Source organism: Shewanella aestuarii (genome assembly GCF_014647215.1).
Taxonomy (GTDB): domain Bacteria; phylum Pseudomonadota; class Gammaproteobacteria; order Enterobacterales; family Shewanellaceae; genus Shewanella; species Shewanella aestuarii.
Genome location: NZ_BMOT01000001.1, coordinates 525054 through 543578 on the forward strand (window position 1 = coordinate 525054; position 18525 = coordinate 543578).

Annotated in this window: 14 protein-coding genes; 13 read left to right on the forward strand and 1 reads right to left on the reverse strand. The window is 40.9% G+C overall.

Features of this window, described 5'->3' with window-relative positions:
* The first annotated feature begins 9 nt into the window (after positions 1–9).
* The 6 genes from IEY03_RS02320 (at position 10) to IEY03_RS02345 (ending at position 6134) form a co-directional block, all read left to right on the forward strand.
* On the forward strand, positions 10–375 hold the full coding sequence (locus IEY03_RS02320) for a hypothetical protein (protein WP_188839715.1): 366 nt from the start codon (positions 10–12) through the stop codon (positions 373–375).
* Between the two features lie 35 nt (positions 376–410).
* Positions 411–1220: an alpha/beta fold hydrolase gene (locus tag IEY03_RS02325; protein ID WP_188839716.1), complete on the forward strand. Its 810-nt coding sequence runs from the start codon at positions 411–413 to the stop codon at positions 1218–1220.
* A gap of 122 nt (positions 1221–1342) precedes the next feature.
* A complete protein-coding gene (locus IEY03_RS02330) occupies positions 1343–3340 on the forward strand; it encodes a methyl-accepting chemotaxis protein (RefSeq protein ID WP_188839717.1) in 1998 nt (665 codons plus the stop codon).
* A gap of 172 nt (positions 3341–3512) precedes the next feature.
* Positions 3513–4304 (forward strand): class I SAM-dependent methyltransferase, encoded by a 792-nt coding sequence (locus IEY03_RS02335; protein WP_188839718.1) that lies wholly within the window; start codon positions 3513–3515, stop codon positions 4302–4304.
* A gap of 152 nt (positions 4305–4456) precedes the next feature.
* A complete protein-coding gene (locus IEY03_RS02340; protein WP_188839719.1) occupies positions 4457–4867 on the forward strand; it encodes a LexA family protein in 411 nt (136 codons plus the stop codon).
* A gap of 10 nt (positions 4868–4877) precedes the next feature.
* Entirely contained in the window at positions 4878–6134 is a 1257-nt protein-coding gene (locus IEY03_RS02345; protein WP_188839720.1) for a Y-family DNA polymerase, read from the forward strand.
* A gap of 138 nt (positions 6135–6272) precedes the next feature.
* On the opposite strand, the gene IEY03_RS02350 is transcribed toward IEY03_RS02345, so the two are convergent.
* Positions 6273–7427, reverse strand: a complete 1155-nt coding sequence (locus IEY03_RS02350; protein WP_188839721.1) for a serine hydrolase domain-containing protein — start codon at positions 7425–7427, stop codon at positions 6273–6275.
* A gap of 836 nt (positions 7428–8263) precedes the next feature.
* Between IEY03_RS02350 and IEY03_RS02355 the strand changes: the two genes are divergently transcribed.
* From IEY03_RS02355 to IEY03_RS02385, 7 genes are all read left to right on the forward strand, one after another.
* Positions 8264–8599: a hypothetical protein gene (locus IEY03_RS02355; protein ID WP_188839722.1), complete on the forward strand. Its 336-nt coding sequence runs from the start codon at positions 8264–8266 to the stop codon at positions 8597–8599.
* Positions 8600–8704: 105 nt separating this feature from the next.
* Positions 8705–11182, forward strand: a complete 2478-nt coding sequence (hsdR, locus tag IEY03_RS02360) for an EcoAI/FtnUII family type I restriction enzme subunit R (RefSeq protein WP_188839723.1) — start codon at positions 8705–8707, stop codon at positions 11180–11182.
* A 173-nt stretch (positions 11183–11355) separates the two neighbouring features.
* Positions 11356–12843 carry an N-6 DNA methylase gene (locus IEY03_RS02365; RefSeq protein ID WP_188839724.1) on the forward strand — a complete coding sequence of 496 codons (1488 nt, stop codon included), beginning with the start codon at positions 11356–11358 and terminating at the stop codon, positions 12841–12843.
* Positions 12836–13948, forward strand: a complete 1113-nt coding sequence (locus IEY03_RS02370) for a PDDEXK nuclease domain-containing protein (RefSeq protein WP_188839725.1) — start codon at positions 12836–12838, stop codon at positions 13946–13948. The genes IEY03_RS02365 and IEY03_RS02370 overlap by 8 nt, the downstream gene beginning before the upstream one ends.
* A complete protein-coding gene (locus tag IEY03_RS02375) occupies positions 13941–16073 on the forward strand; it encodes a restriction endonuclease subunit S (protein ID WP_188839726.1) in 2133 nt (710 codons plus the stop codon). Before IEY03_RS02370 ends, IEY03_RS02375 begins: the two co-directional genes overlap by 8 nt.
* Positions 16074–16082: 9 nt before the next feature.
* On the forward strand, positions 16083–17687 hold the full coding sequence (locus IEY03_RS02380) for an AAA family ATPase (RefSeq protein WP_188839727.1): 1605 nt from the start codon (positions 16083–16085) through the stop codon (positions 17685–17687).
* Entirely contained in the window at positions 17665–18489 is an 825-nt protein-coding gene (locus IEY03_RS02385) for an HNH endonuclease family protein (RefSeq protein WP_188839728.1), read from the forward strand. Before IEY03_RS02380 ends, IEY03_RS02385 begins: the two co-directional genes overlap by 23 nt.
* Positions 18490–18525 lie beyond the last annotated feature (36 nt).

An 18525-nucleotide genomic window follows, 5' to 3' on the forward strand; every position in this document is an offset into this window, starting at 1 on the left:
GAGATCATTATGAGCTTAACTCACGAGCAAGTTGTTCAAACTATGACAAAAATGCTTTGTCGAAGTAATTTTAATATTAAGAATGTCACCGAATTTATGCTACCTGAGTTAAAAGAAGCGGTTTATTTACATCAAGAAGCTAAAACGCCTTTATTGATAATTAGACCCGCTTTTGAGGTTTTTTCTGGCGAATTAGCTACCCTTAATGGTGTGCATGCAAAATATGATTATCATCATAATGCACAAATGACACGTTTCCCAACACGCCGTAATAAAGGGGTTTCAGAAGTCCATTACGGTTTAGCTTTTAAGTTTGATGACCAAGATGCCGTTGAAGCGTTTATTTCTCGCCTCATCGAAATAATAACAGGCTGACAATGATCGGCTAATTTTAAGTAAAGGAGGCCTTCATGCCACAGTCGTTTGATATTAATAAATTTAATTATCGATCCACTGGATTCGGTTCGCCTCTTGTTTGGTCTCATGGTTTATTAGCTTGTATGCAAAGCGAGGACGCTTTAGGGATATATGCCTGGCATCGTTTTCCCAAAAAGCTGACTTTACTCAGATATGATGCTTGTGGTCATGGTCTTTCTGCATCATCAAATAACAAAACTGATTATCTATGGACTAATCTTGCGACTAACATAGAACAATTAATATCTGCGGTACTGGGAGATCAAACCGTAATATTAGGTGGCCAGTCAATGGGGTGCGCCAGCAGTTTATTTACGGCATTGAACCACCCCGACAAAGTCAAAGGACTCATTTTAATGAATCCTCCCACGGCCTGGAAATTAAGAGCTTCACAACACGATTACTATATTAAAGTCGCTAAAGCTGCAAAAATTCTTGGTGGAAAAGGGCTGGCAAAGATCAACGCCAATCATATTGATAGAATGCTACCGCCTTGGCTCATTGAGGCACATAAACACAGTGTTCTTGGCATGTTAGACGGTTTAAAAAGTATGAAGCGTTCAAGTCTTGAGTCTATATTCTTAGCTGCAGCAGAAAATGATTTGCCCTCCCATGAGCAGCTTTCGCAATTACACATTCCTTGCTTAATCCTTGCTTGGGATAATGATGTAAATCATCCGTTATCCTCAGCTAAAACCTTAGCGTCATTGCTACCTTCCTCTGAATTGCATCAAGCAAAGAATATGGCTGATGTTGATGAATGGCCGCAGTTAATCATCGACTTCTGTTTAAAATTAGCCTAAATACATGACAGAACTCACAAATATTTGATTATTTTGGGCTGTCACACTTTAGTTTTTTCGCGCTTAGTCCGATATAGTTTATTATTAAAAAGAATAAACACGTGTTAAAAATAGGGATATATATGAATTGGCAATGGATTGGTAACCTTACAATTTTTCAAAAGCTTGCATTACTAGCGCTTCCCCCTTTATTCATATCCATTATTTATGGCGGCATGTTTGTTCATAATAAATATCAAACTCGCCAACAGTTAACGCTTATCATGTCGTTAACAGAGCTCGCAGTCACCAACAGCGCTTTTGTACATGAACTGCAAAAAGAACGTGGCATGAGTGCGGGTTTTATCGGTTCACAAGGTAATGCGTTTAAAGATAATTTGCCCCAACAACGCCAATTAACCAATCAACAAATGCAGCAATTTAACAATTTCATTGCCAATGTTGAGTTGCCACAGGTTTTCAATGCAAAACTCAATCAAGTTTCACAAGCGTTAACTCAGCTTAATTCGATGAGAGACTCAGTTGATTCACTCAGTATTTCAGTGGCTGAAGAAGTGAAATATTACACCTTAATGAATACATTACTTTTATCTATGGTGGATGATGCAGCAACCGAAACCCAAATCAGTGAGCTCGCGTTAAGGTTAAAATCATTCGCTTCTTTTTTACAAGCTAAAGAGCGCGCAGGCATAGAAAGGGCAGTATTAAGCTCCACTTTTGGCCAGCCAGGGTTTAAACCGGGCATGTATCGCAAATTTATTACCTTAGTGGCTGAACAAAACACTTATGCTGAGCGCTTTCTAGCATCTGCTATGCCAGATGAAGCGCAATTATATCAACGCGCGTTAAATACAAGTGCATTTACCGATGTTGACGACATGCGCGAAATTGCTTTTTCACAAGAACCAAGCAAAATTTCACAACAGTCACCTGAAGCTTGGTTCAAAACCTCTTCGGCACGAATTAATGGCTTAAAGGATATTGAAAATCAGCTAACGGAAATGCTGCATCAATCTTCGCAATCGAAGCTTGATAATGCTTCTCAGCATATGTTGACCTCGCTAGTCGCGTTAATTATTGCACTGTCCTTTGTTATCTCGATCACTATGAGTATTTCAAAATATTTGCATGTTAGCTTACGCAAAGTGCAAAAAACTATTACCCATGTGGGCGCTAATTTTGATTTAACCTCTCGGATTGAGCATCAAACTTCCGATGAGTTCGGTCAATTAGCATCTTCTTTTAACAGCATGATGAATGAGTTTGAAACCATCATTTATCAAGTCAGAAAAAATGCCATTACGCTTGTCAATGCTGTAGAAACCATGAATGGCTTTACTCACTCTATGCAAAATGATGTATCTCAAGGTTCAGCAGAAGCGGAACAAGTCGCATCGGCAATGACAGAAATGAGCGCGACAGTTACCCAAATTGCCGCCAATGCGGTGCAAGCCTCCGAAGCTTCAGCTCAAGCTAATTCCGAAGCTAAAACGGGTAACAGTGACGTCAGCAAAACCAGTAATGCGATTAAAACCTTAGCGGTTGAAATTGGTGATGCAGCTGAAGCGATTCAAACCTTAGATAAGGATGTTCAGGATATCGTCGCCCTATTAGATGTGATCAGTTCAATTGCAGAGCAAACCAACTTACTTGCCCTTAATGCAGCAATTGAAGCCGCAAGAGCTGGTGAACAAGGCAGGGGTTTTGCCGTGGTTGCTGATGAAGTAAGAACATTAGCTCAACGTTCGCAAAAGTCGACAGAAGACATTAAATGCATGACAGACAAACTGAAATCTGGCGCAGCACTCGCGGTTCAAGCAATGGAACGCGGTCGAACTCAGGCGCAGCAAAGTGTTGAGGAAGCTGTGCATGCTGGCAAAGAACTTAATTTGATTGTTACACATGTTGGTGTGATCGATAGCATGAACGAGCAAATTGCCACTTCGACCCATGAGCAGTCAGCGGTTGCTGAAGAGGTAAATCGTAATGCACTTAAAATCAGTGAAATATACCAACATACTCGAGAAACAGCGCAACAAATATCAGAGCTGAATGATCAATTACTCAATGACGCTAGTGCTATGTCAAATATTGTCAGTAAGTTTACACTTAACCGTTAATATGATTAAACTTGAGTACTCGCATCATGTTATCTTCAATATATTGAAATTACGGTTAAATAATACGTTTTTGCATTAAGCATTAATTTCACCGATACCGATGACGAGAAAGCATGTATTTTTACATTATTAAACCGAGCAACAGCTCGGTTTTTTTATAGGAAAAAGTCGAATGGATTTATGTAAAGACTACCTCACAGTCAATAAGCAGTCTTGGAATGCGCGAACTGACATTCATGTTGCATCCAAGTTTTACGATATTGACAATTTCTTACTGGGCACATCATCGTTAACTGAAATCGAAACCGCAGAGTTGGGTGACGTGAATGGTAAAAGGTTGTTGCATTTACAGTGTCACTTTGGTCTTGATAGCCTTTCGTTTGCAAGAAAAGGAGCGATAGTTACCGGTGTCGATTTATCCGATAAGGCAATTGATAAAGCCAATGCATTAGCCACTGAAACTCAGTTAAATGCTAAATTTGTTTGTCAGGACGTTTGTGAATTTGGTCAGACGGCTAAAGCCGATTTTGATATTGTGTTTACGTCTTTTGGCGTAATTTGCTGGCTGCCAAACCTATCACTATGGGCTCAAACGATTGCTAACAGTTTAAGATCTGGTGGTACGTTTTACATGGCTGAATTTCATCCATTTCACGATGTTTTTGAAGGCTACCCTTATTTTCATCGTCAGCAGCCAGATGTAGAGCAAGAGAGTACTTATACTGAAAACTGTACTGGCGAAAAACACACCATTATCACCTGGACTCATCCAATTAGTGACGTGATTAATGCGTTACTGTCTGCGGGATTACAACTAAAACATTTCAATGAGTTCGATTATAGCCCTTACAACTGCTTTGCTGAACTGACTCAAGATAACAGTCATTCCACGCCGCGTTATCAGCTGATAAAAAATGACATCCCGATGCCATTAGTTTATTCATTAAGCGCCTTAAAACCTTAATGCGAGTCAGCGATAATTTAAGTTGCCATTTTTATGCGGTGATCAAAGCTTCGCTCACACACTAAATACTTTATGCCAATATACAACGAAAAACTTTGCAAAAAAACTAAAACACCCTAAAATTACTGTATATAAAAACAGTGGTTGTGGTTATGCGTATTATTCCTATCCATGCCAGTGCGGGGATTACCGGTTTTGAATCGCCCGCAGCTGAGTATTTGCAATTATCTTTAAGCTTAGATGAGCTGCTTGTTGAACATCCTAATGCAACATTTATCGGTATTGCTAAGGGAGATTCAATGCAGGGATGCGGTATTTTTTATGGCGATCTATTAATTGTAGATCGACATGAAACCGCACGTCATGGTGATGTGATCGTGGCTAATTTTAATGGTGAGTTTGTCTGTAAAATTCTAGATAAGCACCGCCGAATGTTGCTTTCATCTAATGAAATGCATCAACCGCAGGTGATTAATGCCTATGACTCATTCAATATAGAGGGGGTGGTGATCCGTTCTATTCGTTGTCATCGTCAAAGCCCTTTGCTAACAACACAAATTTAAGTAGCAAGCTATGTTTGCCTTAGTTGATGCCAACTCATTTTACTGCAGTGCTGAGCAGGTTTTTCGCCCCGATTGGCGTGGAAAACCTCTCATTGTATTAAGCAATAACGACGGTTGTATCGTTGCAGCAAACCGTCAAGCTAAAGAACTTGGCGTGCCTAAGTTTGCACCTTATTTTCAAGTAAAAGACTTATGCACCAAACAGGGCGTGATTGTTTGCTCTAGTAATTATGAACTCTATGCCGATTTATCCATGAAAATGATGAATATTATTGGCCGTTTTGCTCCAGATCAGCACGTATATTCAATTGATGAAAGTTTCTTATCCTTTAAGCACTCTTATCCAGCTATTCCATGTTTACACACTCAGGGACATCTCATCCGCCAAGCCGTTTGGAAAGAAGCAAGGTTGCCTGTTTGTGTCGGTATAGGGGCAACATTAACCCTAGCTAAAGTTGCCAATCATGCGGCTAAAAAACTCGCAGGTTACCAAGGTGTTTGCGTTATAGATAACGAACAAAAGCGAGTATCCATATTAGAGTCGATGGAAGTCGGTGATGTATGGGGCATTGGTCGACGTATGAGTAAAAAATTAGCCCTAATGAATATCAATACCGCTTTTGAGCTAGCGAACATGCCAAGTGGATTAGCCCGTAAGCAATTCAGCATTGAAATTGAACGCACTGTGCGTGAGTTAAATGGCCAAGCATGTAAAGTATGGGATGAGGCGAGGGCAGATAAGCAGCAAATCTTTTCAACCCGCAGTGTCGGTGAACGTATTGTTGATTATGACTCATTACTGCAAGCCTTAAGTAAACATGTTGCTATTGCTGCGGCAAAAGCACGTCAGCAGGGTTCACATTGTAAAACCATGATGCTATTTGCTAATAATTCTCCCTATGATGAGCATCCCGTTAGCGTTAAAGTGTTGGTTTATTTTGCTTGCCCGACTCATTGTACTGCAGAGTTAACCAAGGCGATGGCAGAAGCGGCGCCTAAACTATTTAGGCTAGGTGTACGTTATTACAAAATAGGCGTAGGGTTAATTAATTTAACCAGCCAAAAACACGTACAACTGGATTTATTTCATCCACCTAAGGCTAATCCAGCCTTAATGCATGCGCTAGATGGTATCAATCAACGTTATGGTACAGACACCTTGTTTTTAGCGGCTCAAGGTATTGAACAGAAATGGGCCATGCGCCGAGAACTGCTCACCCCGCAATACACAACCCAATGGCAGTCAATTCCTGCCATTAAATGCTAAAGGCACAAGCTTTGATACATAGTGATGATGGATGTACAATTTATCACTTTACCAATACAGCTGGCATAAACACAATCTAGCCCTATACGACTAATTTGTATTCAATAACGCAAAGCTTAGATGCTAAAAAAGAGCTTACTATTTGCTAACAAGTAACTGTTCACGAATGATTTGGCGTATTTGGTTATGGAGTTGAAAGACGCGACTGAGGTCGTTAAGATTCAAAGATATGTTTTCTAACATAACCAGATCTAAATTAAACTCAGGATAGTGAAGTGACATTGACATGTAGCCTGGTAAGTAGCCCGTATGGCTATACTCTGTAATGCCATCTTGTCGATTAATTCTCAGTCCATAACCGTAGCTCATATCAGGCCATAAAAATTTAATACTTGTATGAGAGTGAGTCATAAGTTGATAGCTTTCTGGGCTGATAAAATCTCCATTGTGTAATCTGTGCTGAAATGATGCAAAAGCCTTTGCTGATGCAATCAAGCCGCCAGCAGGAAGTAATGACTCATCAATGACGATATTAGACGGAATTAATGTATCTGATTCATTTAACCCTATAGCAAGTGTAGGTAATCGCACACGAATTGCATCAATACTGCCAACTTCAGCATAAAGTGCACTGAGGTGATTAACCTGAGCAAATTGTGCAATCTGACTAGAAAATGATTGTTGATTAACCTTTTCGAGCAACTCACCTAACAAAGCATAACCAAAGTTTGAATATTCAAATTGGCTTCCAGGTTCAAATCGATTCGGTTTGCCTAACTCAGCTACGCCTGAAGTGTGACTCAATAGATGATGTATGGAAATGTTGTCATCATACCGATTGGGAATAGGGGAAATAGGGCCTGCTTTAGTCTCCAGATCAAGATGACTTGTATTCGAAATTACATCAGCAAAAAGATAATTATTCAGTGAGCGGTTTAAATTTAGTTTGCCCGCATCAACCGCTTGTAAAATCAACGTAGCAGTGATCTGTTTGGAGAGTGATGCTATTACAAAACTCGGTTCAGCAATAATCTCATCGCCTTTTTGCAATGCCAATACAGGATCACCATTATCTAACAAGATCACACTACCACTAAATGGCAATAATGATTGATCGATAGCCTTTGTGGTAGCCATCTTTATTAGGTTAATCCGTGAATTTATGGCATTGGATGCTTCTGTAGTATTTAAAGGGAAAGCATTACTTTGTAATAGTGATTTTTTAGCGTCGCAATGCAGACTTAATGGTAATAGAGAAATTAACCCTAAGGTAATGATGAAGCGAAGCTGCATAAGTTGTCCTTAACTCGGTGGCGCAAAAGTAATGTTAATTGAAGCCACTTAGTAGATAGTTAAGTCATTATCCCATAAATGCAGAGACTTAACATACTAGATACAAATGGCAACAGACATAAGGTCATATTTTTTGCCATTTAAATTGGGAATTTCACGCTGGCATGGGAATCTTGAATGCCTTGAGCCGCTAACAACAAGGTGTCAGTACCATAACGTTATTGATAACACATCGCGGATGCATTAAGGCTGAAATTGAGTGACAAAGGTCACATGTGGTTTTTCATATGAAATGACTTTTGCGTACATCTTGAAAGTTCGCTTAGTGAATTCTATTAATCTTTCTAGGGATAACCTAGAAACCGCGCACGTAGCGTCGCGTTATTAGCATATGCAAATAATGTCAGTTTTCAGCCATCAAATGGCAGAATTGTTCAAACCAAATCCCAACAAAGGGATCCAGCGTTAAAGTGCTAATTACATGTGGCTTCTCATATGAAATGACTTTAGCGTATACGGTAAATCAAAGACTTAGAAAAATTTGTCTCATTCAGAATCGTTAAATTCTCAAACTTTTAGACTTTAAACGCATAACAGTTATAAATGTAATACTCTGATATAAAGGGAAAATTTGTCTTTTTTATTTTTTAGAAGTATATGTATTTATAAACATAAAGTAAATGAGTCCGAGCTCTTAATTTCTAGTGTTAACATAGCTTTAGTGCGATGCAAAAGTAACTAAGGAATTGACTTAATTTGCCTCTTTTCAGATATGCCTAATGAATAAGGCAATTATTTGATATTTTTACCTAATAATATTGTGAATGGATTCCTTGATGTTAGACCGCAAACAGAATTACTTTGAAAAGCTTTTTTCGCAATTCAAAGCCTCTCAAAATGAAGAATTTGCATACCAGCAAGTCCTAGAAGTTTATCTGTATAGAAAGCCTGCTAAAAAACAACAAGGCGTACCGACTGTCAGTCGAGAAGACTGCTTTTGGCATTCAACATTTATTGATGATTTTCCACCTCACCTGTTTGAATCCGATGATTTTATCTTAGCTTTAGCTCGTTATTTTGCACAGGATACCGCTTCTAATCCCAAGTTTATCTCAATGGTCATAAATTCAGGTGCTCTCTCAGTGTTGTTAGTGCCTGAACCTTTTTATTAGATTTAAGTCTTTGTATCTGCATGTAATCATTGGTGTTTGAGCTATTTTGTGGCAAACTAATCTCAATTGCAATTTGTTGTTATGCTAGAAGGACCTAGATTTCATATGAGCATCAATAAAGCCAAGCTTTCCGAAACCGATATCATTAGCAAATTCATCATGCCAGCCATTAAACAAGCGGGCTGGAATGATATGTCGCAAATTCGCCAGGAAGTGAAGTTACGCGACGGTAAAGTGATAGTGCGCGGCCAAATGGGCGTGCGGAAAACGGTTAAGTCTGCTGATATTGTGCTGTATCACAAACCCAGCATGCCACTTGCTGTGATTGAGGCGAAAGCCAATAAGCATGAAGTGGGTAAGGGCATGCAACAGGCGCTTGATTATGCTCGTCTGCTCGATGTACCTTTTATCTTTGCCTCTAACGGTGATGGTTTTATCTTTCATGATAAAACCCATGCTGTGACAAACAATCCAGAGACTGCTGATACTCATCACCTTGAAACTGAAATCCGGCTAGAAGACTTCCCGTCACCACAAGAGCTTTGGACTAAATATTGTATTTGGAAAGGCTACACCGAGGCTCAGCTACCGATTATCAATCAAGAATATCATGATGATGGCACGGGTAAGCATCCGCGCTATTATCAACTTCAAGCCATCAATAAAACCATCGAAGCCATTTCATCTGGCAAAGACCGAGTCTTACTTGTTATGGCGACCGGTACCGGTAAAACCTACACCGCATTTCAAATCATATGGCGTTTATGGAAGTCCCGCGCTAAAAAACGCATCTTGTTTTTAGCCGACCGTAATATCCTGGTTGATCAAACTCGCATTAATGATTTTCAGCCCTTTGGCCCCTCAATGACCAAAATTACTGGGCGTACGGTTGATCCTGCATATGAAATTCATTTAGCGCTTTATCAAGCATTAACCGGTCCAGAAGCAAGCCAAAAAGCCTTTAAACAAGTCGACCCAGACTTTTTCGACCTAATCATTATCGACGAGTGTCATCGTGGCAGTGCCTCAGAAGACAGTGCCTGGCGAGAAATTCTTGAGTATTTTAAAAGCGCTGCCCAGGTTGGCCTTACGGCAACGCCTAAAGAAACTGATGAAGTCTCTAACACGGATTATTTTGGTGAGCCGGTTTATACCTATTCCCTTAAAGAAGGCATTGAAGATGGCTTTTTAGCCCCCTATAAAGTGGTGCGTGTCGATATCGATGTTGATTTACAAGGCTGGCGACCCACAAAAGGCCAAATAGATAACAATGGCGAAGTGATTGAAGACCGGATCTACAACCAGAAAGATTTCGACCGCACTATGGTGATAGATGAACGCACTCAGCTTGTTGCCGAAACCATCACTAACTATCTTAAACGTACCGATCCTATGGCCAAAACCATTGTGTTTTGTAACGATATTGACCACGCAGACCGTATGCGCCGTGCACTAGCTAATCTCAATCCTGAGCAGATGGCTAAAAACGAAAAGTACGTCATGAAAATCACCGGTGATGATGAACTGGGTAAAGCCCAGCTTGATAATTTCATCAATCCTAAGAAAGCTTATCCGGTAATCGCCACCACATCCGAGTTAATGTCCACAGGCGTAGACGCCAAAACCTGTAAGCTAGTGGTACTGGATCAAAACATTCAGTCGATGACCAAGTTTAAACAAATTATTGGCCGTGGAACCCGCATCGATGACAGATACGGCAAACTCTGGTTTACCATTTTAGATTTTAAAAAAGCCACTGAACTGTTTGCCGATGAACGCTTTGACGGTACACCAGAAAAAATCATCAAAGTTACCCCCGAAGATATCGAAGATGAGAACATCGATATTGATGCGTCTGATGATGAATTTGCTGGGGCTGATGGGGCCGATATTCAAGGCGAACATCCAGATGATGATGAAGATAGCAATCAAACTGACACTATCAATGAACCTCAAGGTGATGGCAGCTTTGATAATGAATGGGATGATGGCGAGACCCGTAAAATAAACAAGTATCGCGTGTCTGGCGTCACCGTCAGCAAAGTGGCTGAGCGAGTGCAGTATTACGACAGTGACGGCAAGTTAGTCACCGAATCATTTAAAGATTACACCCGCAAAACCATGGCCAAACAATTCAGCTCACTCGACGAGTTCGTAAAGCGTTGGAACGAGTCCGATCGTAAACAAGCCATTATCGATGAGCTCGCGCTAGAGGGCATTATTTGGTCGGCTTTAGAAGATGAAGTCGGCAAAGACATGGATCCCTTCGACATGATTTGCCATGTGGTTTACGACCAGCCGCCACTCACTCGTGCAGAACGGGTAAATAACGTGCAAAAGCGCAATTACTTCACTAAATATTCCGATACTGCACAAGCAGTACTGAAAAATTTACTGGTAAAATATGCCGATGTTGGCGTGCAAGAAATCGAAAACATGCAAGTGCTTAAAGTCGCGCCCTTTACCGAGTACGGTAATTTGAGTGAAATTGTTAAAAAAGGCTTTGGCGGCAAGCAAGAATACGAACAAGCCATTAGTGACCTGGAAGCGCAGATTTACCAAATACATCAGCAATCAGCTTAATGTACGTTTCATTATTCGCGCCATTGGTTGCTTGTTTGAAATATTGTTTTTAAAGCTTTTTTGAAAGTGTAGAAACCGTGCGCACCATGAGCACGGTTTATATACAATTAGATACACCACACCATTTTATACAGCGGCCAATAACAGCCGCAGTAACTGTTTAAGAGAAACCTATGTCTATCAGTTCAGCCATTAAATCCATCCAAGATATTATGCGTAAAGATGCCGGCGTTGACGGCGACGCTCAGCGATTAGGGCAAATGTCTTGGTTACTTTTCTTAAAAGTATTCGACGCCCAAGAGGAAGAGTTAGAGCTTGAATTAGACGACTACCGCGAGCCCATCCCCGAGCAATTTTTATGGCGCAACTGGGCAGCCGACAACGAAGGCATTACCGGTGACGAACTGCTGGAGTTTGTTAATGATGAGCTATTTCCAGAGCTTAAAAACTTAACCGCACCAATCGATAAAAACCCCCGTGGCTTTGTGGTAAAGGCGGCATTTTCAGATGCCTTTAACTACATGAAAAACGGCACGCTACTGCGACAGGTGATCAACAAGCTTAACGAAATTGATTTTACCGACTCAAACGAGCGTCATTTGTTTGGTGACCTGTACGAGCAAATCTTAAAAGACTTACAAAGCGCCGGTAATGCAGGCGAATTTTATACTCCGAGAGCGATTACTAAATTTATTGTGGCGGTAGCTAACCCACAACTTGGCGAGTCGATTATGGATCCTGCCTGCGGTACGGGCGGCTTTTTAGCGTGCGCATTTGACCATGTTAAAGCCAACTACGTTAAAACCAGTGACGACCACCAAACCCTGCAACAGCAAATATTTGGCGTTGAAAAAAAGCAGCTGCCGCATTTACTCTGTACCACCAACATGATGCTGCATGGCATCGAAGTACCGGTACAAATCAAACACGGCAATACGCTGAATAAGCCGCTTTCAAGTTGGGATGAAGCAATTGATGTCATCATCACCAATCCGCCCTTTGGCGGCACAGAAGAAGACGGTATTGAAAAGAACTTCCCCAGCGAATTTCAAACCCGTGAAACCGCCGACTTGTTCCTGCAATTAATTATTGAGGTGCTGGCAGCGCCTTCAGCCGGTAAAGAGGGCGGGCGCGCCGCCGTGGTATTGCCCGACGGCACCTTGTTTGGTGAAGGCGTTAAAACCAAAATCAAAAAGATGTTAATGGATGAATGTAATCTGCACACCATAGTGCGTTTACCCAATGGGGTGTTTAACCCATACACTGGTATTAAAACCAACATCCTATTTTTCACCAAAGGCACACCGACAAAAGAGGTGTGGTTTTACGAACACCCATACCCAGAAGGGGTTAAAAACTACAACAAAACCAAGCCAATGAAGTTTGAAGAGTTCGAGACCGAACTGGCATGGTGGGGCAATGAGGCCGACGGCTTTGCAGCGCGAGTAGAAAACGAGCAAGCATGGAAAGTCTCCATCGACGATATTATTGCCCGTAACTATAACCTCGACATTAAAAACCCCCATGTGGGCGAGGTTATTAGCCATGATCCGCAAGAATTGTTAACGGATTACGCCAAGCAACAAGCCGATATTAAGGCGATACGCGATCAACTAAAAGGCATATTAAGTAACGCATTACAAGGGTCGGCTAATGAGTGACACCATGAGTGATAGCTCAATAACCACACAAGATAACAACCTGATTAATGAGTTAAAAACCCTCATTGCATCCGCCAAGCAACACGCGCAGTTACAGGTCAATGCACAGATGACCTTACTGTATTGGCAGCTTGGCCACAGGTTACAACATCATTTGCTCAGTAACCAAAGAGCCGACTACGCCAAGCAGGTTGTAAAACAGGTCGCGCAACAACTTACCTATGAATATGGCAAAGGGTTTAATGAAAAAAGCCTACGGAAAATGATGCAGTTTTATCAAGTATTTCCGCAGCAGCAGATTGTCTCGACACTGTCGCGACAATTAAGCTGGTCACATTTTGTTGAGTTATTGCCCATCAAAGTGCCCGTAGCGCGTGAGTTTTATTTGCAAATGGCCATTAACGATCGCTGGAGTGTGCGCACCTTACGTAACCGCATCGACGCCATGCTATTTGAACGCACGGCCGTGTCGAAAAAGCCTGACGAGCTCATCAAGCTTGAATTAGCGCAACTCGAAAACAAGCAACTGAGCCCCAACTTGCTATTAAAAGACCCGTATTTATTAGACTTTTTAGGGGTGCAAGATCACTACTTTGAAAAAGACTTAGAAGACGCCATTTTACGCGACTTAGAGCAGTTTTTATTAGAGCTAGGCTCAGGCTTTAGCTTTATTGGCCGTCAGCATAGAGTGCAAATCGGTCAAGAAGATTTTTACATCGATCTGTTGTTTTACAACCGAAAACTCAAACGCTTAGTCGCTATCGACTTAAAACTCGGTAATTTCAAAGCCGCCTACAAAGGCCAAATGGAATTGTATTTACGCTACCTAGCCAAATACGAACAAGAAGCCGATGAGCGGCCACCGCTGGGCATTATATTATGTGCCAGCAAAGACCAAGAACAAGTCGAGCTGCTTGAGCTTGATAAATCGGGCATTCATGTTGCCGAATACCTCACGGCTTTGCCACCCAAAGAGTTATTACAACAAAAACTGCATCAAGCAATCAGCCAAAATCAGCAACGCTTTCTGACTGAACATGCGCTCAACAACCAAACTGGCCCCTCTTCAAACGAAGAGACAAACGAAGAGGCAAACCATGACTGATTTAACACCCCCCACCCATCAAGCGCCAACAGCAGCCAGTTTGATCACCGACCACATTGATATTTGGACCTCGGCCATTGAGCAAAAGTCGTCAGCAGGGCGTGGCACATCGAACAAGTTTTCGTTATACGGTATTAAAAAATTGCGTGAACTGATTTTAGAACTCGCCGTACGCGGCAAGTTAGTGCCGCAAGATCCCAATGACGAGCCAGCATCAGTATTACTTGAGCGTATTGCTGTAGAGAAAGCCCAGTTGGTGAAAGAGGGCAAGCTTAAAAAACAAAAGCCGTTGCCTGAGATTGGCGAAGATGAAAAGCCGTTTGAATTGCCACAAGGGTGGGAGTGGAGCCGTCTAAATGACGTCTATGATGTTAGAGATGGAACACACAGTACACCTAAGTATCAAGATTCTGGTTACCCATTAGTAACCAGTAAAAATCTATCAAGTGGCCGTCTAGATTTGAGAGATGTTAAATTTATATCGGAAGAAGATCACATTGAAATAGCGCAGAGATCAAATGTTGATAAAAACGACATTTTATTTGCGATGATAGGGAGTATTGGAAATGCGGTAATTGTAGATACGGATATCGATTTCAGTATCAAAAATGTTGCTTTATTTAAATATTATTCTAAAAATTTAGCTTCCCCTGAATATCTTTTACGTTTCCTATCTTTTGCCGAAATTAAGTTTAAATTAGAAGCGTCAGGTGCCGTACAATCTTTTGTATCTCTTGGTAAAGTACGTAGCTTTATTATTGCTTTACCCCCACTCGAAGAGCAGCACCGTATCGTCGCGAAAGTCGATGAGTTAATGCTATTGTGTGATGCTCTTGAAGCGCAAACCGAATCCAGTATTTCAGCGCACCAAACCTTAGTCGAAACCTTGCTCAATGCACTGCTACTGCCTAATACAACCCAGCAAGTGCCGATGAATGCGAGCAACACTTTAGCTGACAGCCTAGCACCCGCTTTTGACAATAGTGATGCAAACAGCCCTGAGCCATCTTTGGCAAACAACTTTGACAAGGCTTGGCTACGTATCGCCGAACATTTCGACACGCTATTCACCACCGCAGCCAGCATCGACACCCTAAAACAAACGATCCTCCAACTCGCCGTAATGGGCAAGCTTGTACCACAAAATGTGAACGACGAACCAGCCGCCAAGCTACTCGAACGTATTGCCAAAGAAAAAGCCCAGCTAATCAAAGACGGTAAAATCAAAAAGCAGAAACCACTGCCCCCCATCACAGATGAAGAAAAGCCGTTTGAACTTCCAAAAGGGTGGGCTTATGAAAGAATTGGAACATTTGGAATAGTCGGTACAGGAGCAACGCCATCAAGAAGTAACCCTTTGTATTGGGATCCAGCAGAAGTTAACTGGGTTTCGAGTGGGGAAACTTCAGATTTCTTCGTCGCTCAAACAAAAGAGAAAGTGTCAAAGCTAGCCATCAAAGAGACAAATGTTTCGATTTACCCGGTAGGAACATTAATTGTAGCAATGTATGGGCAAGGTAAAACTAGAGGCCAGATTACGGAGTTATTAGAGCCTGCTGGTACTAACCAAGCTTGTGCAGCCATCAGGTTAGTCGATAAATCTATAAATCATAAAGATTATGTGAAGTTATTCTTTAGAAAGGCTTACTTAGAATTAAGAGAACACGCCGCAGGTGGAGCACAACCAAATTTAAATGTAGGTAAAATTGCTGCCACAATAGTGCCTATTCCTCCACTCGAAGAACAACACCGCATCGTCGCCAAAGTCGATGAGCTAATGGCACTGTGCGACCAACTCAAGGCCCGTTTAAGTAATGCCCAAACCACTCAACTGCACCTCACTGACGCCATCGTCGAACAAGTAACTGGCAATGTTATTAATAATAATAAAAATGAGATACAGGAAGAAGTACCCATGAAAATTATAACACCTTTAACGACTACTTCTGAGTTTCATGGCCAATCTGAAGCTTTGTTGGCAGGAATTATCAGAACTTTAGATGATGCTGATGCTAAAAGTGTTTGGTCAAAGTCAGGGTTAACGTTACCAGACTTTTATAAACAATTAAAAAAAGAAATTGATGCCGGTTTTGTTAACTTGCCCTCGAAAGCAGATTTTTTATAAAGGTATATTATGAAGTTAAAGGAACTAACATTAGATAATTACAAAGGCTTTGTTGATTTTAAAACGACCTTTGATGCTGATTCGCCTATAACGACAATCATTGGGCAAAATGGAGTCGGTAAGTCAAACTTAATTGAAGCTATTATCTCAATTTTTAGGATGCTAGATCTAGGCGGGGCAGATAATACCGACTTCTCTTACGCCTTGATATATGAGTGTCGAGGCCATGAACTTGAGGTTAGATATGATGTAAACAACTCTGCGAAGAGCTTAGTCAATGTTGACGGGACAAAGAAAAGTTTTACTTTTCTTAAGAATAATGCAAATGAATATTTACCCTTAAATGTTTTTGCGTATTACTCTGGTACCAATTGGCGAGTAGAAGAGTTATTTGTAAAACATCAAACTCACTTTTATAAGCGTCTTACAGAGGGTGATGACTCATTGTTGAGGCGTTTTTTTTATTGTAGAGATGTCCATAGCTTTTTTGTGTTATTAGCATTTTTGGTCGACGATGATCCTGCTTGTAAAAATCTATTAAAGAAACTTGATATTAAAAAATTAGATTCAGTTATATTCTGTCTGAAGAAGCCTTACTGGTTTAAAAGTAAACCGAGCGAAATTATGCTTAAAGAAGGTGATCCTCGTTTTTGGTATTCAAGAGGGGTAGTACAAGATTTCTTGGGAAATCTGTGGAATCACTCAATAGCTCCCATAGATAATAAAGAACGGAAAAATATTGATTTTAGAGGTCGTTCTGAGCAACAAGAGCGCCTTTATATGTTTATTCCCAATGAGACAGCATTAAGGTCACTATCCTCCGAGTACGCTAGTACGACATCATTCTTTAAGAATATTGAGAGTACCTATATAGCAGACTTGCTTGAAAGTGTTACTGTTGCTGTGACACTTGAAAATGGACAAGAATTAACATTTGATAAATTGTCTGAGGGTGAGCGTCAACTGATGACGGTCCTTGGATTGATGAAGTTTACTAGAGATGATGAGTCCTTATTTCTTTTAGATGAACCAGATACACATTTAAACCCTCGCTGGAAGTTAGACTATTTTGACCAAATCGAAAGTATTCTGGATCATAAGATTGAGGGTACAGATAAGTCGGCTTGGGATTCAAGCCAAATAATTTTAACTACGCATGACCCATTAATGCTTACATCTCTGCGAGCTGCCCAAATTCGTGTCTTAACTGAGAATGATGAAGGGAAACGCTCTAATATACCTGATGAAGATCCAATTAATTTAGGTGTTGAAGCAATAATACAATCTGATTTGTATGGTATTCGAACAAGTCTTGATAAAGAGATCCAACATAAGATAGATCTTAGAAATAGACTGCTATCTTCACTAAGGGCTGGGGAAGACGTTTCTGAATCATTATTGAGAATTAATAGCGAGTTGGATGCTATCGGCTTTTCTCAAGCACATCCTAACCCTTACTTTTCAAACTTCGCAAAAGCTATTAGCCGTAATCCGAAGTTTAGAAGGCCTGAACTATCAGCTGATGACTATAAAATGGTACAAGCATTATCTGATGAACTTCTTCAAAAAGTGATAGATGAGGAGGCGGGCGATGATAAAAGTCAACGTACCTGATGTGTTACCAGAGAATATTCAAGCATGGGTCACTAGAGCTGGTGAAATAAGAGATGAAATCTTAGCTGCGCCTTCTTTAGAGGAGAAGCACCAACTTATTGACAGGCATAAGGCACACTGGCGTGACGAGGCGCTTGTAGAGTGGTTGTCTTCATTAAACCATGATAAGTGCTGGTATACAGAAACTAAGTTTGGTGGTGACTATCAAGAAGTAGAGCACTTTAGACCCAAAAAGGCGACCAAGTGCGATGATGGTAAGATACATCCGACACATCCTGGATATTATTGGCTCGCTTTTGAGCTTTCTAACTACCGCCTTTGTAAAAGCCGACCAAATAGAAGGAAAAGCACATTTTTTCCAATCATAGATGAGCGCTTCAGAGCAGCGGTTCAAGCCCAAGCGTGGCAAGACGAAACACCTTTGTTTCTTGATCCTCTTAAGGATTCAGATGTATTGCTGTTGAGTTTTAATGATGATGGTGTCCCAATAGCTCAAGATGGCATTGGAGAAGTAGATTTAAACCGAGTTAACTTTACCATTGACAAGTATTTTCTTAATGAGAGGGTTCTAAACTCGAGAAGAAGCGTTACTTGGCAAACCAGTCGGTCATTATTTTATAGTTATCAAAGAGAGCTTAATACAGCTAATAAGAATGGCAGTGTGGCTGCGAGAACCAAAGCAGAAGAAGAGCTTAAACAATTAAAGGAGTTATTATCACCTGGTTCAGAATTTTCATCAGTAGCCAAAGAGTCCTTATGCAAGTTGGGAGACATTATGGCAATCAAGATTGCCTGCGCATAAAGCGTGTTTTTTACGGCTATATATGGAGTTAAAGGA